The sequence below is a fragment of the Bradyrhizobium sp. OAE829 genome (genome assembly GCF_040546575.1).
In the GTDB taxonomy this organism is placed as follows: domain Bacteria; phylum Pseudomonadota; class Alphaproteobacteria; order Rhizobiales; family Xanthobacteraceae; genus Bradyrhizobium.
This window is the reverse complement of record NZ_JBEPOE010000001.1, coordinates 1,108,564-1,127,605: the sequence shown is the minus strand read 5'-3', so window position 1 is coordinate 1,127,605 and position 19,042 is coordinate 1,108,564. Positions and strand designations below refer to the sequence as shown.

At 56.3% G+C, this 19,042-nt stretch carries 19 protein-coding genes; 9 read left to right on the top strand and 10 right to left on the bottom strand.

Translation table 11 applies throughout. The features are described 5' to 3' along the window. Nucleotides 1-261 precede the first annotated feature (261 nt). From ABIE49_RS05535 to ABIE49_RS05520, 4 genes are all read left to right on the top strand, one after another. Complete coding sequence (locus tag ABIE49_RS05535) at nucleotides 262-423, top strand: DUF2934 domain-containing protein (RefSeq protein WP_192733938.1); 162 nt, start codon at nucleotides 262-264, stop codon at nucleotides 421-423. Between the two features lie 104 nt (nucleotides 424-527). Continuing rightward, nucleotides 528-983 (top strand): hypothetical protein, encoded by a 456-nt coding sequence (locus tag ABIE49_RS05530; protein ID WP_192733937.1) that lies wholly within the window; start codon nucleotides 528-530, stop codon nucleotides 981-983. 332 nt (nucleotides 984-1,315) lie between these two features. Then, nucleotides 1,316-1,861 (top strand): LabA-like NYN domain-containing protein, encoded by a 546-nt coding sequence (locus tag ABIE49_RS05525; protein WP_192733936.1) that lies wholly within the window; start codon nucleotides 1,316-1,318, stop codon nucleotides 1,859-1,861. Between the two features lie 1,282 nt (nucleotides 1,862-3,143). Then, on the top strand, nucleotides 3,144-3,323 hold the full coding sequence (locus ABIE49_RS05520) for a hypothetical protein (RefSeq protein ID WP_192733935.1): 180 nt from the start codon (nucleotides 3,144-3,146) through the stop codon (nucleotides 3,321-3,323). Nucleotides 3,324-5,649: 2,326 nt separating this feature from the next. Here ABIE49_RS05520 and ABIE49_RS05515 read toward each other — a convergent pair. The 3 genes from ABIE49_RS05515 to ABIE49_RS05505 form a co-directional block, all read right to left on the bottom strand. Next, a complete protein-coding gene (locus tag ABIE49_RS05515) occupies nucleotides 5,650-6,237 on the bottom strand; it encodes an ATP-dependent DNA ligase (protein ID WP_192733934.1) in 588 nt (195 codons plus the stop codon). Nucleotides 6,238-6,513: 276 nt separating this feature from the next. Next, on the bottom strand, nucleotides 6,514-6,684 hold the full coding sequence (locus ABIE49_RS05510; RefSeq protein ID WP_192733933.1) for a hypothetical protein: 171 nt from the start codon (nucleotides 6,682-6,684) through the stop codon (nucleotides 6,514-6,516). Beyond that, a complete protein-coding gene (locus ABIE49_RS05505; protein WP_192733932.1) occupies nucleotides 6,681-7,298 on the bottom strand; it encodes an ATP-dependent DNA ligase in 618 nt (205 codons plus the stop codon). Before ABIE49_RS05505 ends, ABIE49_RS05510 begins: the two co-directional genes overlap by 4 nt. Nucleotides 7,299-8,610: 1,312 nt before the next feature. Between ABIE49_RS05505 and ABIE49_RS05500 the strand changes: the two genes are divergently transcribed. Beyond that, complete coding sequence (locus ABIE49_RS05500) at nucleotides 8,611-9,387, top strand: alpha/beta fold hydrolase (RefSeq protein ID WP_192733931.1); 777 nt, start codon at nucleotides 8,611-8,613, stop codon at nucleotides 9,385-9,387. Between the two features lie 180 nt (nucleotides 9,388-9,567). Further along, the gene (locus ABIE49_RS05495; RefSeq protein WP_192733930.1) at nucleotides 9,568-9,744 is read left to right on the top strand and encodes a hypothetical protein; all 177 of its coding nucleotides are present in this window, start codon (nucleotides 9,568-9,570) and stop codon (nucleotides 9,742-9,744) included. Nucleotides 9,745-10,282: 538 nt separating this feature from the next. Here ABIE49_RS05495 and ABIE49_RS05490 read toward each other — a convergent pair. The 4 genes from ABIE49_RS05490 to ABIE49_RS05475 form a co-directional block, all read right to left on the bottom strand. After that, complete coding sequence (locus ABIE49_RS05490) at nucleotides 10,283-10,660, bottom strand: hypothetical protein (protein ID WP_192733929.1); 378 nt, start codon at nucleotides 10,658-10,660, stop codon at nucleotides 10,283-10,285. Between the two features lie 1,421 nt (nucleotides 10,661-12,081). After that, complete coding sequence (locus ABIE49_RS05485) at nucleotides 12,082-12,318, bottom strand: hypothetical protein (protein ID WP_192733928.1); 237 nt, start codon at nucleotides 12,316-12,318, stop codon at nucleotides 12,082-12,084. Next, nucleotides 12,315-13,235: a non-homologous end-joining DNA ligase gene (ligD, locus tag ABIE49_RS05480; protein WP_192733927.1), complete on the bottom strand. Its 921-nt coding sequence runs from the start codon at nucleotides 13,233-13,235 to the stop codon at nucleotides 12,315-12,317. Before ligD ends, ABIE49_RS05485 begins: the two co-directional genes overlap by 4 nt. A gap of 4 nt (nucleotides 13,236-13,239) precedes the next feature. Continuing rightward, nucleotides 13,240-13,602 carry a hypothetical protein gene (locus tag ABIE49_RS05475; RefSeq protein WP_192733926.1) on the bottom strand — a complete coding sequence of 121 codons (363 nt, stop codon included), beginning with the start codon at nucleotides 13,600-13,602 and terminating at the stop codon, nucleotides 13,240-13,242. 344 nt (nucleotides 13,603-13,946) lie between these two features. Here ABIE49_RS05475 and ABIE49_RS05470 point away from each other — a divergent pair, with 344 nt between their 5' ends. Together ABIE49_RS05470 and ABIE49_RS05465 are read left to right on the top strand one after the other, a co-directional pair. After that, nucleotides 13,947-14,174 (top strand): hypothetical protein, encoded by a 228-nt coding sequence (locus ABIE49_RS05470; protein ID WP_210337081.1) that lies wholly within the window; start codon nucleotides 13,947-13,949, stop codon nucleotides 14,172-14,174. Nucleotides 14,175-14,438: 264 nt separating this feature from the next. Further along, nucleotides 14,439-14,801, top strand: coding sequence for a Cif family virulence factor (locus ABIE49_RS05465; RefSeq protein WP_192733925.1), 363 nt, complete (start codon nucleotides 14,439-14,441; stop codon nucleotides 14,799-14,801). A 139-nt stretch (nucleotides 14,802-14,940) separates the two neighbouring features. On the opposite strand, the gene ABIE49_RS05460 is transcribed toward ABIE49_RS05465, so the two are convergent. The 3 genes from ABIE49_RS05460 to ABIE49_RS05450 all read right to left on the bottom strand — a co-directional run bounded on the left by ABIE49_RS05460 (nucleotide 14,941) and on the right by ABIE49_RS05450 (nucleotide 18,126). After that, nucleotides 14,941-15,357, bottom strand: a complete 417-nt coding sequence (locus ABIE49_RS05460) for a hypothetical protein (RefSeq protein ID WP_354067400.1) — start codon at nucleotides 15,355-15,357, stop codon at nucleotides 14,941-14,943. Between the two features lie 1,229 nt (nucleotides 15,358-16,586). Further along, the gene (locus tag ABIE49_RS05455; RefSeq protein WP_192733924.1) at nucleotides 16,587-16,970 is read right to left on the bottom strand and encodes a PRC-barrel domain-containing protein; all 384 of its coding nucleotides are present in this window, start codon (nucleotides 16,968-16,970) and stop codon (nucleotides 16,587-16,589) included. 985 nt (nucleotides 16,971-17,955) lie between these two features. Beyond that, the gene (locus ABIE49_RS05450) at nucleotides 17,956-18,126 is read right to left on the bottom strand and encodes a hypothetical protein (RefSeq protein WP_192733923.1); all 171 of its coding nucleotides are present in this window, start codon (nucleotides 18,124-18,126) and stop codon (nucleotides 17,956-17,958) included. A 256-nt stretch (nucleotides 18,127-18,382) separates the two neighbouring features. On the opposite strand from ABIE49_RS05450, the gene ABIE49_RS05445 reads away from it, so the two are divergent. After that, the gene (locus tag ABIE49_RS05445) at nucleotides 18,383-18,769 is read left to right on the top strand and encodes a hypothetical protein (RefSeq protein WP_192733922.1); all 387 of its coding nucleotides are present in this window, start codon (nucleotides 18,383-18,385) and stop codon (nucleotides 18,767-18,769) included. The last annotated feature ends 273 nt before the right edge of the window (nucleotides 18,770-19,042 follow it).

Here is a 19,042-nt window from a genome sequence, read left to right as displayed (position 1 = left end):
GTAGCGCGCTTGCCGATCGCGGCGCGGATCAATTCCCTTACGTAAGATCTGCAACGGACGCCCTGCGATGGGTGAGTTGCAGCAGCGCTCGGAGGTCGGCCGCTTGCCGGCCGTGGGGCATCGCTCACACGGCGAGATCATTGGATGCTGGTGGCGAAGTGAGGCAGCTCCCTACAATAAATGATGCTGTCGCCGCAGGAACAATCCCACCTGCCCCCACTTGACTGCAAACCGCCCGTTTATCGCGAGGATTCTCGATTTATGGCCGACCTAACAGAAGACAAAATACGGACGCGGGCCTTTGAGTTGTGGAAAGAGGCTGGCGAGCCCAGCGGCATGATGGAAACGTTCTGGTACCGAGCTGAGAGAGAGTTGCTGCAGCAGCGAAGCGACGAGTCGGCCGAAAATCAGGACTTGCGCTGACCCGCTCTCAACGCCGGATGCGTTATCGCGAAGGGGTGATAGAATCCCGGTGCAGGCGAGTTGGTCTGTTGGACCATCGAACAGCACGGGTACGGAGGGTGGCCATGGATCAGCTCGAGGACCCCCGCGACCTGGAGCGCAAGATTGAACAAGCGAGCCGTATTGCCTCGCGGGTAATAGACCAGACGACCTATCAGCGTCTTACCGCTTGGGGCGATAAACTAAGACAGAAACTGCAAAAACCTTGCTGCAAGGAGATGAAAGTTTATGGGCATTCAGCGGGCGTAATTGCGAGTAGCAGAATAGACAAGTGCAGCCAGTGCGAAGATCCTCACGCCTTTTCCTTTAGTCCAGGTTTTCTCCCCACGTTGGCACTTATCGACCGACGAGAAGAGCTTCTCGCCGGGAAAAATGTCGGCGGATTTGGATCGGCCGCAGCCGCCGACAACAGACCAATGCACGTTGTATGCGGCAGCGTTCAAAACACTCGGAAAGGACCCCGAATTTCGGCCCGCCGGTCAACTTCGCTTTTGAGTATTCACGTAGTTGGACGGTATTAGCTAACCAACTTGAAAACCTATCGATCATCATGAAAGAAGAAACGATAGGCGATTGCGGCCCCATCGATGCCCGCAGCTTATTTGGCGAAGTAGACCCGCCGGGGCGTGGATTACTGGATGGCGCGGAAGTTCAACCGTTGGGGCCGGACCGTAGCAACGGGTAGGAATTGCGCTCAGCGGTCCGAGCCGCTTTCCGCGAATGCACCAAGCGACATAAGAGCCGACGCTGTAGCAGTGGCAGCTAGCCAGCAATCTTAGTTTGACCGTAATGCGCCGCAGTGTTTGACCGTAATGCGCCGCAGTTCTATCGGCAATCAAGGGAACTTGGGCCAATGACCGAAAAATTAGCGCTCTTTCTCGATGGCCTGAACCTTCACTACACGGCGAAAGCTTTGGACTTCAGCATTGATTTCAGGAGGCTTCTCGCTGAATTCGAGGCTCGCGGCGTGCTTGTGCGTGCTTATTACTACACGATCATCGCTGAAGAATTTGAAACGACCCGGCCTCTCATCGATTGGCTCGAATACAACGGTTTCGCAGTGCGTACGACATCGGTTAAAGAGTTCGATGATGTTCAGGGGCGGCGGAAATACAAGCGCAATATTGGAGTTGAACTCGCAGTCGATGCGGTCGAGATTGCGAAGTACGTGGACCACATATTGTTGTTTTCCGGGGACGGCGATTTTCGTCGCCTTGTGGAAGCAATCCAGCGCATCGGTCCTCGCGTCACAGTCGTATCAAGCATGCGAACGAAACCTGCGATGGTCGCCGACGAATTGCGTCGGCAGGCGGATACGTTCCTCGAATTGGATGACCTCAAGGCTGCGATAGCGCGGACAAAGGAGGAGAGGAGCAACCAACGGGATGAGTTTTCGTAGGGAAACAATATTCCCGTGACTCGCACAAAAGGCCGCCCAACTGGGTCAGTCTTACGCGAACCACAAAAAGAGGTAAGCACAGATCGCCGCCCCAGCCAGACCAAAAGAAGCCGATAGTAAGGAAGGTCACAATCCATGGCTTTCAATCAGCGCCGATCTCTACAGTCGAACCGTTGATCTAGCAAGGGAGCGCGCTAATGCGACCCTTTTGCGTTCGGCGCGACTTCTCACGGGAACCCGCCCACTGAGGTCTTGCGCGGTGCGACGATTGCTAAACTAGGCTTGAGCGTGGCCTGAAACCACAACGGCCGACGTCCCGTAGCTAGGGCGTCGGCCATCGCTCTCGTTGAGGCTGGGGCAACTGGAAGTGGTCGGCCGGGGCCGTCCGCTTTTCCAAATTACGGGCGGCCCCACTTCCTTTCAAGCCCGGCGGGAAACATCAGGATCAGCTGTCAAGATGTGACCAACACCCAGCGGCAAGATCGTCTTTAACGCGAGCGGAAATTCCAAAGACTCGACGATCAGCGCGTTCCGGATTCAGTAGCGACGCCCCCAGGACGCGTTTTTTCGGAGCGAACCGAATAGATTCCCGGTCTAATACCCGACACGGGGGCTATGAACTGCCTGTGCAGGCAAGTCGGTCTTTTGGCGCCATCGAACAACACGGTAACGCCCGTGTTGCTGAGGCTCACTTCGACAACGATGCCGGTAAGATTAGCGAACTCGGGGCATCGAGCGTCGCCTAGCTTACTCATCTTGAAGCGAGTCCCGACAACTAACCTGTCGATTTCCCGAACCATCTCAAATCCGTAAAAAATAAATTTTGCTAAAGCGCAATAATGAGAACCAGCGGCCACTCAATGCGTGCCACCAAGTTGGCATTAAACAACTTTACCCATTTGCTTTCCATCACCCACTTGGGGGGGGCGGCCCCTTTTGCTGCAAGTGCGAGATGCTTACTTCCGACGAGCCGCATCAGTAGGCTGCACTTGCTGGGTAAACTGCATTCTAATGTTGCCTATTGCCCACCAACCAACATGAGCATTGCGAGTACGCTCGCGGCGAACAACACGACCGAGCCTAATAAGAAAAGGGTGTAGTAGGTTTTGTCCTCGTCGACCTGATGCAGGTCCCTCAAGCTGAGCTCGGTACTGTTGCAGGCGTAGCCAGACCTTGTGGCAAAGGGCGGACATTGCGGTTACTATTCCGAATTTACGTAATTCTACGAGCGTTACTAAAATCGGCACTGCGCGGTATCTTTGATCAAATCGAGGGGCCGGCGATGTTCATTGTGAGCGATCTGGCTGGCGACACGGAAGTGGTCCGGGACACGCCCGAGGACGCCATCGAAGCAGCAAACGATTTGCTTGCTCAGGGATCCGCTCAAGTAACCATCGAAGCCGGTGGCAATGTCTATACGCTAGTAAATTTTGCCCTGACCATCATCGACCCCAGAGATTAGGGCCACCAGGCCGCTATCCTCTAAGAGCCTTTAGCCAGGAGCGAGCGGGCGGAAAAAGGTAGCCATTTACGACGTTGAGACCAACACCATTCAGATCGCCGAGCGCGGTTCTACCCTTTTTGCAAGCAGCCACAATCTCTTCGGCAATGTATTTTCGGATCGGGATTATCCCGCTCCGGCGGCAGCTTCCGGCAAACATACTCAAGCGCCGCCGTCATGTTGGCGAGAGTCGTTTGATCGAAATTCAGAATTGAGTTCATGCGGCCGCACAGCATCGGTTGGCAATGAACGATACCGCGTATGTGTTAACGCAGGCTGATATCGAACATTGCCGCAAACGTCCGCAAATTAGGACACCACTAACCAACAGGGGCCCACAATCATGCCCTCATGCGTGGCAAGACAAGGTTCAGTTTCTTCGCCTTGGCTTGGACGCCCATAAAAGACCTGCGAAGCTCTTTGCCGATGCTGCGGGCGTCCTTTCCGGCCTGAGCCATTGACCGCAGTGCGGCCAGCTCGGCTTCCGTCCAGCGGCGCGTTTTGTATGGCGCCCGCTGCGTTATCATTTGTCCTACCTGATAATCGAAATCAGGATGGCCAGTTGATGGGCGAGTGCTGCATTCGCCGCTTGATCATTTCTTGACGTAGCTTATCCGCCCGTTCCCGGACGCTCGGGCTAGCCGTGAAATGCTCTTTATGCTTTCGATCGGCGTCGGCTTGTTCGCGTATGCTCTCGTAATAACGTGCGATGCTAGCGTCAGACATTCTCTCGAAACTCATAATCAAAGAACCTGCTTGAGTGGCGGCCGCCGACCGTCACGGGTGAGGGGGTGGGCAGTAAAGTTTACCACTTTTTCCCGATGTGTGAAATAGCACACAGTGCTCGACGCGTTAAAAGTTAGACAATGCGGTCACGTGGAGGATTCAGTCATGACCACTTCTGCGAAGCGACGCGTAACAGCCGACGTGATTATCTTAACGACAGGGGCGGTAATTTTGATCGTGCTGGCCTATGTTGGCGCGCTTTAACGGCAGGCGCGGCCCAGGGTGGGGACCAGGAGATGCATACGCTGAGCGCTGAAGATATCGACGCCATTATTCTGTAGCCCCGCCGACACCCGGCGGGCTTTTCGGTAAGGTCCCATTAACCCGGGATTGTCAGATTGGGTCCGGACCTTTCGAGCGAGGGGTCGCAATCTGAAAGCCGTCACCGATCTCAACCCCGGTGGCGGCTTTTTGATAATTGAAGCGCGTCTGCGCGGCGAGTGAGGGTGGGAATATCGCCGTGCAAAACCGTTGTGACGCTATGCCGGAAGGTCCTGACGCCTCTGACTCGGTTTTGGAATCTCGTTCTTTCGGCCCATCTCGCGCTCATATGCTGCTTCAGCCGGGGTCAGAGGATGTTCATAGTCAGCATATGCGCGGGCCTCATCCACCGTCATGCCCATCTCACGCATCTGCTTAAATGTGCGAGCCCGCCACGCAATTCTGAGATTCAGTAAGATCTTCCTTAAGATGTTCATGCCCGTGTTCCAATTCAGGCTCGTTTGGCGGACTTCGAGTAGGAAATGCGACTGGCTGCCGGCTAAAAAATTGACGCTTCAGGACCCGCCTTGAGAAATTAAATTTAGTGCGGGCGCTCGATGTGGAGCGTGCGAGCCACCCCGCCTTGTTCTCGAAGGCGCTCCTCCTAAGCGTAGTGCGCCCTGATGCGGCGCAGTATCTCCGCCATTGAAGGATCGTCGTCTCTGGGTTTGCTCATGCGGCATCCTTACGCCACGCTGGTAAACCGATTCCAAACGGCACAGACTACAACGGCGGGTTAGGACAAATGAAACCCCGTCCGGGGGGCTAGCGCGGACGGGGTCATTCCAAAGCGCTCCCGGCGGCGTTTTGATGAGCGCCACCGAAAGCCTAACAGCGGGGCTCATTGCCGGAAAGTGAGTTTCGTGGAAACTTGGTATTAGTCCGAGCGAGACAGCCGGTTTCTTAACGTTCGCGCTTTGCTCGTAAGCTCGTTCCGCTCTAAACTGAGCAATGCGCGTCGGGCTCCAGCGACGCTCAGCCTCCTAAGGGGCTTGTCTAGGGGGTCGACATGTATGAAGCGACGCCGTTCAGTCGGGGCGCGGAGCGCTTCCCTGGCGATAACATCAGCGACGTTAACAGACTTTCGGGAAGTCATGATGCCCTTGCAACCTGGCTACCAGAGTTCTGCCCATTAGTGGGCACACAAGCCATGCCGCGCAAATCACAACCCGATCAGTAGCCAACCGCTTGGGACGTGGCAGCCCGCGGGGGTTTTTCGTCCATCAGGAGAACGCATCCTTCAGCCGCGGCATGAGGAGGCGGGGTTATTGATTTTCACCCAATTGGGTGGCCTGCCGGGCTGGTACGGCTGGTCGTCGAGCTTGGAAACCAAGCCCTCGAGTCCCATAAGGCAGGCGTGCCGGAAGAGCTCGGGCCCGATCTCGCCGCGTTCGAAGTCGGAGATGAAGATGCCGTCCACACGCCGGGCCAGCAGCCGGGCGAGGTTCGTTTTCCTCATCGTGAGGGGCAGCCTCCGGAGGTCATCGCCGTGCGTCACCAGAATGTCGAAGGCGTACAACTGCACCTCGTCATTGTGCTTGCGGCTGCTGTGCAGGCCATCGAAGTTCTGAGATTCCATCAACATCCAACAGAACGGCCTCACCATCCAGGACAAACGAGGTCGACCGATGCGCAGCGCAGCCTCGGTGATTAGTGGGTAGCGGTCGCTCCAGTCGAAGCCACTTCGCGTGAACAGCCGGACGCGCTTGCCATCGCTGCGGACGATCAGGCGGTAGCCATCGTGCTTGATCTCGTGGAGCCAGCTATGGGAGGTCGGGACCTTGGTGGCGCGGGTTGGGATGCACGGTTCAAAGGCTGATGTGCGCATGTGGGATAACTAGGCAAGCTAGCGGGAAATGCGAATCGACAATCCTAGTCACCTTGTCAAAGGCCCTCACGGGGCCGGAGCATGTTACCTTACCCGCGACTTCGCCCGCCATCTCTGGCGGGCTTTTCCTTGGCGTTAGGAACGATCCGGCGCCGGAGGAATCGATTCTGCGCTCCCGGTATGCCCCTTACCTCCAACCGGGAGAAAACCCCCACTGGGTTGGCGGCCTTGGTGCAGCGTGGCGTTCTCCGCGCCGGGGCCGTTTGTGCCGCTCCATCAGGGGAAGGCGCGTTTCGGACCGTTATTTTTGACAGGATATTCGAACGCCACGCCCTCAGGATCATGATCTCGAAACCAAGACTCGGCTGCGGCCTCGTTGGCGAATACTTGCAGATGGTCGGGGTCTCCCACCTGTTTGCTCGTGTCGACGTAGACCCAGACATTCATGAGAAGGCATCCTTAGCGCGGTTCGTCGCTGGCGACGCCGGGTTCTTCACCTTGATCCAGTTCGACGACGGCCCCGCTCGATAGGCGCAATCTCGGCGCTTCGAAACGATACCTTCCAGCCCGAGCTCACAAGCGTGCTCGAACATCGCCGGGCCGAATTCGCCTTCCATATACTCGCTAAGTTGAATGCCAGGCGACCCCATGACCGTTGAATTCTCAAGCACCTTTGCCAGTTTGACTTTACGGACATGCAGAGGTTCGGCACGGATGTCCTCGCCGTCAACCGCCAACAAATCGAAGGCAACCAGGCGGGCTTCGCGGTCGTGTTTCTTGGAGCGCAGTGCGTCAAAGTCTGCGACGCCGTCCTCGCGCAAGACGACAGCCTCGCCATCGATGACAAAGGATGACACCCGCAGATGGCTGGCAGCTTCCACGATCAGGGGGTAGCGGTTGCTCCAGTTGTAGCCGTTCCGAGTAAACAACCGCACCCGATCGCCCTCACGCTGCACGATCAGTCGAAAACCATCGTGCTTGATCTCATGTAGCCAGTCAGGACCGCTCGGTACCCTTGTTGCGCGGGTCGGTATGCAAGGTTTGAAGGCACTGGTACGCATCCGGTTTAGATAGGCGAGGGCGCAGCGAATCGATACGGGCCCGCCGGCTCACCCCGGCAGGTTTTCTTTGCCCGTGCAAACGCCTTATACGAGGCTGACAACGGCGAGGACTAGTTCGGGGCCGATATCGCTCGATGCCAGCGCGATCAAGGTTCCGGCACAGACGGCTAAAATGGCGGTGACTGTGAGAGCAATCATTTTGGAAATCCCCTGTTGTCAGTGGCGAGGAGACTGCGCCGGCTTCGTTTCCGGATGACTGCGTGGGGGAAGGCAATCGGTTTCGTTCACCGAGACGTTATCTGCCGTACGAATGCCGCCTGTATGCCGATCGCCCGCAGGCGGGATGTTTCGTCAAGGGAAAGCCGCCCCAAAGGGCGGCTTTAAGTTTAACCATTGAAGTCCATCCAAGGGGATGAGCTTCAACTGATACTTCCGGTTCGTGACCGTTTTTTTATAGGCGCCCCCGCCTGACTGCTTAGTCTGCTGTTCTCGACGGGTAGCTGCATCGCAGCAGCCGTTCTTTCCGGTTCTTCTTGGAAAACTCGCGCTCGCGTTGCTCGACAGCAGCAAGCTCCCTTTGCGCCGCTTCTAGAAAGCGGTCACGCGGTGTTATTGCCAATTGAGTGTGTCCGGTCATCACGCACCCCACTGATTGCCCAGCGCCCGTTCTACCCAAGTGCGGGAAACTGGAAAAGGTTCGGCCACGTAAAATTATGGAAAGATGACATTCGGCCACAGCGGAGGAACCCTCCCGCCATAAGTCGCGGCCCAAACATCTTATCAGCGCCATTGCCATCGGCCTCGGGGGATTGGTTTGCTCATTTTTTTGTCGGTGATCCGCTAAGCTGAGCTTGAACCGCTACGCATCGGTCAATTAGGTTCAACCTGGCTCCAGTCCAACTCGACGCCGTCCTAACCGGCAGGGCTTTTTCTCGGCGTCAGCACGGCTCAGATAGGAGAGGGGACCGGATATGCGAATCCGAGAACGGCCCCAGCACGCGGCGGGTGCACTGGAGCCGTCACTTGGAGTTTGCCTTCCGGCCAACGGGGGTTGAAGACCGGAGGGCATGGAGTCCGACTCAGCGCACGCTTGAAAGTTCCGGCACTCACCCAAACTCGCAGTCGGATGCCAGACGCTCAATGGCATCCGTTGTGGCGGCCGCAGTTCGCTTCCCCTAGGGCGGAGACGCGCCGTGTTCTGTTGATGAGGAGGCAAGCGCTTACCGACCTCGATGCCGCTCGTGTGATTTGATGCGGATGGAACAACCGATGGGTCAACAGGTTCTCCTTGTGCAACGCAACAAGGGTAAAAATGCCAGCTACAACTCAGTCATTTCGTCCGCCATCTAAGATTCTTATGATGCTTGAAGGGCGGCGCGCTCTCAGCGAATTCGGGGCTTTTTTGGGTGCGCTTCCGATTTTAAACTTGGTGGCAAAGGGGGACGGACATCCGGTGTTGGTGTTACCCGGCCTCATGGCTGGTGACGACTCCACATTACTGCTGCGCCAATTTTTGGAAGGTCGTGGCTACAGGGTTAGTGGCTGGGGGCAGGGGCTAAACCGAGGTCTTCGCGCCGGCGTCCAAGACCGCATGCTCGATTTGGTGCGTGAACTTAGCGACTTGCACGGTAGAAAAATCAGCATAGTAGGCTGGAGCCTTGGCGGGATTTATGCGCGGGAACTGGCAAAGATGTTGCCAGATCGCGTTCGTTCGGTGATTTCGCTGGGAAGTCCCTTCGGCGCCAGTCCCAAATCCACAAATGCGTGGCGAGTTTATGAGTTTGCCAGCGGCCAATCGGTCGACGACGCGCAGGATGTTGCGGTCGCGCCACCAGTTCCTACGACGGCGATTTATAGCCGCACGGACGGAATTTGCGCGTGGCAGGGTTGTGTAGAGGAAACCTCCGCTCAGTCAGAAAGCATTGAGGTGCAAGGAAGCCATTGCGGGCTGGCCGTAAATCCAGCCGCCGTCTACGCGATTGCCAACAGACTGGCCCAGCCGGAGGGAGCGTGGAAACGCTTCGATCGCAGTGGCTTGCGAAGCCTTATCTTCCCCGATCCCTCGCTGGGCGCTCAACGCGAGAAATGAGGAGCACCTGAGCGAAATCTCAGGGCATGCCTGGAAGCAGACTTATGAATTGGGGACATATTGTTAGAAGCGTCGCCGTCGCGATTGGCATAACGTTCGTTACAGCGGTCGTCGCCTACCTTGCTCTGCGGTTTTTCGCGTCGCTAACTTAGGCCACGTCAATTGGGACTGGGAGCAGTTATGACTGATGAGCATCAAATAAACGCGATTATCGCAAAGGCGCTACTCGATAGCTTTGGCGACCATCCCGAGCTCAAGGTAGATTTTGAGGAGGCCAAAATAATTGCGAAGCGCATCCTTGGAGCTCTTGGGGATGCAGGCCTTCAAGTTACGGTGACGGAAGTGCCAGCACGGTAACGAGCTCTGCTATACCTTTGAATGACATGGGAGCTTCTAGCGGACGAGTGTGGGTATCGGTTCCAAATGGGCGACAACTGCATTGCCTTAGTTGTCCATGAGCTGGCCACCAACTATCTGAAATACGGCGCGCTATCGGTCACGAGCGCCGTGCTGACCGCGTGGCTCGGAGGCGCGCGGCATCCGATGACCTATCCTTAGATGTGCTTGACGAAGGAAAGTGATCGCCACGTTTGAGCAGGAGAAGTCCGCTGGCATAAGCGGCGTTGCAAACAATCCTTCGATGACTGAACTAAAGAGAACACATGGGCAAAGCTAGAATTGTATGTCGGCTCGGCCGAACGGGCAGCATCAATATTCGAGGTAATCGAATGTTCTTGAAATATGATCATGAACAGCGGCGTCCTCGAAAAGGAGTCAGCGTTCGTGATCTGGCGCCCCGTCATCGGCACGTTAGAGTCTTTGCGTTTGGGCTTCTACGCCATGGTTTCTCCCTCGCCCAGTGGTGTGGGGCGTTTCAATGAGAAGAATCTGAACGTTAGCGCTTTGACTTCTTACTTTTCTTCTTAGATGACTTTTTGGCGGATTTCTTCGACGCCTTTTTAGCTGACTTCTTCGGTGCGGACTTCTTCGCGGCCTTTTTCGGAGATTTCTTGGCCGACTTTTTTGCTGACTTCTTCGAGGCCTTCTTGGCCGTCTTCTTAGCCGCTGCAGCCTTGTTCACTTTCTTGGCAGCCTTCTTGACCGACTTCGGTACGCGCTTCGCAACCGCTTTAGTGGCCTTCTTGGCGACAGTCTTTACTGCGGCCTCAGCCAATGTTCCTGCCGCTCCAGCGACCAGGTCGGTCATTTGCTCCATGATGGGCTTCTTAGATTGGTCGGCCTCGGTGGCTTGCTCGGTCTTTTCAGTGTCCATGGTGTCCTCCAGAATCGCTATCTTAGCTTATTTCCATTCGACCGGCATTGGCCGGGTGGAGGTATGTGCCCAAAAATTTGTTCAGAGAGCCATATTTCTCTTCATTACCCAGAGGCTCTAGGGCGGTTTCCGCGGTTGTCAGGCCAGCTCAATTTTGATCAAATGGCGGGCCACTAGAGGATGTCCATGAGGTCGAAGCCTTATCGACCTTTCTTAGAATCCGGGGCAATCAAGCAATCAAGTGGTGTAGATCGCGCCTGCGACCGTCATGATCTGAACTTTGCTCAATAAGGCCAGTGGTGACAAGCGACTTCATAGATTGCCTGCAAACTACGAAAAAGCGCGCGGTCATAAGAGATGGTCAGCACAGTTTGGGTGAATATTTTCTAAGCCACTACACAGGCTCGATGTTTCCTTCGAATTATTAGTTAAAGGATAATCGTCTAGAAAGTCGCCTCACAAAAGGAGTGTCGTGTGGCTAGAAAAACCAAAAAGAAAACCAAAAGGAAAACTGTCTCGCGTCGCCTGTACACGATGGAAACCTAAAACTGCTAAAGGCGCATTCAAGATCTAGGACGCCGGTGGAGCGTATTGCTAAGCTTATGAAACGGTCCGCAGCAACCTTGCGTCAAAAGGCGCGAGCGATGGACACCGTAGGTAAATTAAAACCGGGCGGCTCGCTTGCATGGTGTCAAACGGACCGCCCGGCGGAGGACCGTCTGTGGCTAAACGAGACGGCTTATACGAGAATACACGGGCGCCGCTCATGTTCCTATTTTTTCTAAGAGCAGAAAGCCGGACGTAATCGCTCACGCTTCGGACCTCGGCGAACGAACCCGGCTACAAGGACGCGGTCAAGCGCTGGACGCGACCCTCAGCGAGCTAGCGCAAGCCGAGGTCAATCAGTCCGCGGAGACGGCACAGGCGGCGTAAGAAGAAGAAATTTAGAGGTGCCGAGCTAGCTACCTTCGTCGGGAAGTCGAGAAACGTTTTTTGGCTTGTTATAATAGCCTGAGGCACGGTGTGCGCCCTTTTGTGCTTCATAGTGGACAGATCCCGGATAAGTTGCGCACAACACCGGGCCACAGCTTGACGTCTCCGATCCCACCGGCTCGTGATGGCGGCTACTAAGACGCTCTCAAACTTGTCTCGAAGCCACTTGACCGAACTGGCGCCTACTTGATCTGAATATTGAAACCTTGAGACCGCATATCCAGAAGCGTCGTCCTATCTGCGGCAGTCATGGTTGATGGCGGGGTTATGACCAAGCGCTGCCTCCCGCGGTTCTCGATCAGCGCCAGTCTCAGCGCCGGGAGATCGGCAAACTCGCGTGTTGCCAACAGCGAATTGTGTTCGCTCGGTTCGCTGTAAATCGCTAGCCTCCACAAGGACAAAGTCACGATGTCTCCAAGGAAATAGGCCTAATCTGCCGTAGGCAACCGTCGCATTGTGAATTGAATTTGTCCGTCGGGAAGCTGACGCCACCGTTCGACAATCGTCATGTAACCGCCGGATGGGAATTCTTTAATGAACGTGCGCGCCTGAGCGCGCGCCTCTTCGACGGGGAGTGTGAAGGTTTTGCGCAGGAAGCCATCTGGATCTAGACGCCGCAGATCTCGTAGTTCTCGTGATCGGGTGGCTGCGTCGCGAGGCTTCATATGTCCTCCCTGAGCCCTTTGAAGAACGGATGTCGCACCTTGCCCTCGGCCGATTTTGCTCGGTATTCGATTTCAGCCATCAGCTGAGGTTCGACCCAGATGCCCTTGTGTGCGATCCGGTTAGCATAGGGCTGGGTTTTGCGGATCAGTGGGGTGAGCATTCCGCGCAAGCGGGCCGCCGAAGCCTTATCGAAACCGTGATCGACCTTGCCGGCATACACCAGGTCGCTGCCTTTGCGGCGTCCGAGATAGACACCATCCCAATCGTTGCCATCGAGCGCGAAGCCAGCGATCGTCAATGTTTCGCGCTGCGCGCATGTCTTCTTCACCCAATCGTTGCCGCGGCCGGAATTGTATTTGCTGTCCCGCACTTTCGATACGATGCCTTCGAGGCCGATCGAGCAGGCGTGTTTGAAGATATCTGCGCCTTCCGTCTCGAAGCTGTCGGAAAACTGGATAGCGCTATTAGCGATCAGCTTTCTTAGGTGCGCCTTACGCTCGAAGAGCGGCAGCTTCCTCAGATCAAAGCCGTTGAGATAAAGAAGATCAAAAGCAACCATCACAATCTTGGTCGACTTGCCCTTGAGCTCGTTTTGCAGGACAGAGAAATCGGTGGTCCCGTCAGCAGCCGGTACGACGACCTCGCCGTCGATGATCGCGGAAGAGGCACTGATCAGGAAGGCGTCATGCGCGATCTTGCTAAACCGCTTAGTCCAGTCATGACCATTGCGGGTAAAGACCTTCGCGGCTTCATTGGCGATATGCAGCTGGACCCGATAGCCATCGAACTTGATCTCGTGAAGCCAGCGCTCTCCTGACGGAACTTTCGCGATTGAGGTCGCCAAGGTGGGGTCGATAAATCCGGGGAAGGGCGCTTTAACACCGATAGCCGCGGGCTTCCTGCGCTGGAATACCATCGCTTCACGCCAATCGCATCGGCAAGGGTAGCTGGACGCGGCGGTGACGGCCTTCGTACCGATCGGTGAAATCTTGCAGGGGTAAGGGGATGTCGCGCATTTGCAAATCGCAGCGCCGTCGCAGCTCGTGGGCGACATCTTCCGACCCGTCCTCCGACCATCGCTCAGCGGTGTTGAAGGCGATGATACGGATCGGATTGTTGTACTGACCGGAAAGAAGGTCTTGGATCACGGCCTCGAGGTCGGCTGTCTCGCAATCGGTTTCGCGCCAAGCGCTGCCGTTTTTGCCAAAATCATCGGCTACCAAATAGACCGTCTGATCGTTGCCGTTGGGCACGATAGATGGCGTCCAATTCGACTTACGCATAACAAACTCCACACTACAGAACCGAAAAATAAGCGGGCACTTAGAAATTTGTTCCGGGGTCCCGGGTCCCGGATCGCGATATGTTCCCTTTCTCCTCCCGGCACGCCGAAACAGACCGCTCCGCTTTTCGAAACAGGCCACTGATTGGGAACGAATACTTCCGGGGCGAATTCAGTGAAGACTACCGGATGTCAGGCTCAAATGGCATCCGCTGGAATGGCGGCCTCAGCGCGTCCCCCGAAAGGCGCTGAGGCCGTTTCTTTTGGCTATAGCAACGCAACCCCAAGCGCCTCAACTGAGGTGGCCCGTAGTTTCTCCGACCGAGAACATATTTCCGGAACTAAGTGGCATCGACTTCGTACCTAGTCTTACAGGTCGCCCGACCGGCTCCCGCCTGCAACGAGCAGGGCATCATGTGTAACAAGTGCGACGATATTCGTAAGATTGCTCACTACAAGCAATTGGCATCCCTCATCACCGACCAGCAAACCCTGAACGGGATCGGAGACCTGATCAAGAAAATGGTGGTCGAAAAGACCACCTTCCGATGCGAGCAGCCGCCAGAAAAGTAAGGCCGCCTCAGTGGGCGGCCTCTTTCGTTTTGCGACGGACTTGGCAGCTGCCTTCGGAGGCGCCGGCATTCCCCAGCGCATCCGTGACCACTCTCCGCTCTCCCTGATTGTTGGCACGATGGGCGCTGGAATAGTTTGGAATACGACTGTTAGAGGCTATGACCCGCGACGTCCGTAGTATTACGGAAAGACGTTCAACGACTGTTCATGATGAGCCGACTAACAACGCGACCGGGGAGGCGCGGTCAATTAGAATGGGCATCGATGGCGACGTCACCGGACAAGTTCGATCCTCTTGCTATTGTCGTAGACTGGCTTGATGCCTGTCGCTTCGGCGATCATGGTGCCCTAGTCGACATGTACGACGAGCGGGCGACGCTTGAATGCGGCTGCGATGGTGTGGCCCTCATCGGACGAACGTCCATCGCGGCTTACTGGGGACCCAAACTTGCGATGGCGTCTTCGACGGCATTCGCAATGGACGACCTGACGCTAACTGCTGACGGCGTTTGCCTCGACTATCGAAATTATGAAGGCGACCCCGTGCGGATGCTCTTCCGGTTCACCTCCTCCGGCCAGATACTGCACACTGAGTGTGGGCTGTTCAGTCGGCGTTGCGCCGCCTGACAGTCGCCGTCATGCGTCCCATGCACTCGTCAAGCCGTCTGACCGCTCATCGCTTGCTCGCCCGGGCATAGGCGGCAGATTGCCGCCGCAGTTGACCACGCGATGAGGGCTGCGATTGCAGCTTGAGGGATTGCACATTTCAATCCCGATCGCCCGGCCACATTTTGGAGGCGGGCGTGTCCGCCGAAATCTTGTTCGGTCGCAGGGCGATCAGCTGACTTCTCTTGTAGGGATATCGGCGCTGCTCAGAGCATTCCTTACATCGCATGTAACGCTCCAGCTCGTGCACCGGCGTTGTTTTCGGACGGCGAATGATACCTAACGCCACCGTCTGATGAGTGTTGCAGCCGAGGCACCTTACTTCGAGGTAGCCGTAGCCCCCGTTCAAAGCGTCGCCGATAGCCGGGGAGGGTTGCGCCGGACCTCGAAAGCCCAACATTCGCGCGTTCCACGCCTCGCAGGCGAGGCGGTCCGCACTCTTCCGCGCCCTGGTTGCTTCGTCGGATTTCGCTCGAACGCTTGAGCCGAACAGATACTCGCGAGATTTGGTGCTCATCGGCCACCACAAAAGCGCGGCCATTGGCTTACCGCAAATTATCAATGTCTAGGGGCCAAGCCCGGTCGGACAGTACTGGCCCTCGTGGCTGTGGAAAGATCCCGTCCGAGGAACGAACGTCGCTGCCGCAAATTATCGCACCGGTGGCTGGCAAGAGGATGTGCGATATTCCAGCGATCTTTGGAGCTGGGCTCGCACATCCGATGGAGGAGCGGATATGAAAATGGTGACGATAGTTGTGGCCCTTTATCTCGGCACCTGTTCGTTCGCTTTCGCCCAGAGCTCGACTGGCGGGGCGGCCGGGAGCAGGGAGCTCGACGCTTTCGAACGGGAGCACTATCAGCGGAACAGGCGGATCGCCTGGCCCGAATACCTCGAATGCGCTCAACCGCGGCACGACAGGGAATAACCTCGGCGCGCCGCCAAACCGCCCCTCCGCAGGGCCTGCTGCCACTCACGGCAATGCCGTGGATACCCCCGCAGCAAAAGCAGCCACGCAAAATTTTGGCAATACAGACGCGGGCGTTTTCAAGAAATAAGCGCCTATTGTGGCGACGATGCTCAATCATCCCCGATGACTAATAATTTGGAGCCTGCAATGACAAACGCGGACCTCCACCGGAAGCGCGGAGCACCGGATCGAGCACGCAACGGATGCTATCCGCAGCATGTCGCAGGATCTTACCGCCGAGGTCGCGCCGCGGCGCAATTGGATCGACCAGGTGAGCACATTGACGCGAGAAGCGCCCATTCATTCGTTGGCGATTGCCTTCCTGTTTGGGTTGATCATCACCCGTCGGTGACTCTCGCAAGTTGCAAACAAGATTTGCTAAACCCGTTGGTCGGACGAGCGAGCGCCTTAGTGGCTATTCTTCAACGAAGCGACCACTGAACCCGGCCGCGACGCGATTGGCTGGTATCAAGAAAAGAAGTCGAGCGATGACAGGAACATTGGGCTTACGCATAACCACGATTGGAGTTCGCACGGCGCGGACGCGTTCGGCCTGTTGTGCCTCCATTACGACCAACCGGAGGGGGCTCCACCGCAGCGGCAACGATATACAGGCCCACGCAGTTCGAGCAGCGGGGGCTCTTGGCAAAGCGCATAGACACGCAATTGATCCTTAGCAAGTAACCAGTTGGCCAAACAAAAGGCCCGCAGTAATTTCACACTGCGGGCCACGGGCCCTTCGACGGGCTGTCTGTTTCCTAATCGCCAGTCAGGTGCTTTAGCGTATCATGCCACCTCGCGACTCCCAGTACGTAGGCGTCCCGTAGTACTGGTGCGTGCGCGTTTCCCAGTCTCGATCTTGCCACGAGTCATCACTGAACTCAGGCGCGTCTCTTAGTTGTTGCTCGGTGATATTTGTTCGGAAACCACCAAGCGACGTGTCATATGTCAGAGCGCCCCAAGGTATGGGATAATGGCTGTGGCCTAATCCAGCAAAGCCGCCAAAGCTCATGACGGCATAGGCCACGCGACCTGACACCTTGTCGATAATGAGGTGATCAATCTCACCGATATTCTTCTGACCTGCCCCATACACCTCGGTTCCCTGAATGTCTTCGCTTGAGATGCATTGACGATCCGGATGCGCTGTCGCACGGGCCATGGCTTCCTCCTCAATAGTGAGTTTGTCGTCATAACTCGGCCGCTACGGCTTCGTTCCTGATTTCCGAGAGAATTGCCCTCCACACCAACCCTACCGTCACCGTCGACCCAATTAACCAAAATCTTATGGCATCAGGAAAAAGTGGCAACTTTCTCAGGGCAAACGAATTGAATTTGAACGCTTTCTTGGAGTCGAAGATGGATGACAGTTCTCCGCTGAAGGTTGCGGTGCAGCGAGCGTGGAGCTTGCACTTGGCGACTCACGACGATGTCGACGCCGCCGACGCGCGTCGTTGCTCGCTGGAGAGGTACCTACGCCGAAAATGGCAAACTGGCGAAAGCGATCTAGAAGAACTAACGTGCTGCGGTCTTTCTTATCTAGCTCGTTTACGAACCGAGAGTTGGTGAAGGAGGATGGCAAACTTCGCCACGGCTTTGATCCGCCTAGCTGCTCGGAGCGCCAGACCCGAGTGGACGCTGAGCGCGATGGCAAGCCTCATGGCTGCCGGTATCAGCGTGTCGCTTCGATATGTTTTTGGATGAAGGCCAAACTTTACTAAGCAAGGCGAGTTATTGGTGGATGAAATGGCGGACGCTAACGGCTTGAAACTCATCGGAATTGTTTTTGCAATGGTGACTCTTGCCGTCACTGCAACAGCGGCTGTGCTTGCGATTTGAGATGCGCACGAAATACAAAGCTATGCAGTTCGAGATCGTTCAATCGACAGACCTCTTTTGCTGGAAATGGGTCGTCTTTCTCGGCGCAACCAGGATGCAGACTGGCACGGCACTTACACGAGCCGACGCGGTATCGGATGCCGAATTCACCATCGACAATGCTTTGGAGAGCCGTGGAGGAAGCGCTGCGGAGAGGCGCGGAACACTTTAGTCCGCGTTAGGCCGCGCAATGATGCGTTGAAGAATGAAGGCCCTGCCGAGCTCAGAGGAGGGCACTCGGCAGGGTAGGTTCACGCCGTGACGAACGATTAGTCCGTACAAACCTTCATGGACTTCATGCCGGTTTCCGCTTCGGTCCGGGTCTTGAAGATGCCGTTGTCCACGACGGTCGTCGTCGTCGTCGGCTCCCTGTCGACGATGGTGCACTTCTTAGTAGTTGCATCTCTCACGACATAATATTCGGTGGCGGTCTGCGTCAATGCTGGTGGCCTTGGCGCGGTTTCCGTCTAACGCGGGATTTAGCAATCGAAGTGCGGGACGACAACGGCGTGGTGATCGAGCGTCTACCGTAAGGCCTCCCGGTGCTACTGGCGCCGCGCTTTGCATCCATCACCCGTGCCATCCCGGATGATCCGGATTCTTTATCTTGATTTAATTCAAGCGAGCGCAACTACCTCCCCGTTATGGAACCAACCGTCTTTCGCGAGCTTGGTGCATTTTAACCGGGAGGACTCCATGAAGAAGCTAGTGACGGTGACGACAATCGCGTTTTTCGTTCTGGGATCGTCTTTGGCCTCGGCCCAGACCGGCGGGCCAATGTTGATAGGAAAAGACACCAGCAAAGCAGGCGCCACTCCACCCAACGCAGGCGCCAGTGCGCCCATCACGGTTGATCCAAAAGCCAAGAAACCGGCTCCAATGTCAGGCCCTGATTACCAGCACAAATCAGGCGCCACTCCACCCAACGCAGGCGCCAGCGCGCCCATCACGGTTGATCCAAAAGCCAAGAAGCCGGCACCAATGGCAGGCCCTGATTACCAGCACAAAGCAGGCGCCTCTCCGCCCAACGCAGGCGCCAGCGCACCCATCGCGTCCGCGCCCGCGGCCAAAGGGAAGAAGTAGGACCAGAGCACTTTTTGTGCGTCTTAAGGCCCCCGTCCCGACGGGGCCTTCTTCGTTGGGCCGTGACGTGCTCCCTTCATTAAAAATATGAACGATCCCGCACCGTCTGCATCGTTCTAATGCTAATGAGCGAGTTTCAACAATCGGCAAACCGGAGACTAAAATTCACCGGGTGCAACTCCAAAAGCGAGTGTAGCCGTATCCAGATGGGTCGAGCAATACGAGGCCTGTCTTCGGCCGTGGGTGTTTCATTGACGAGCAAGCGCGCTAAGC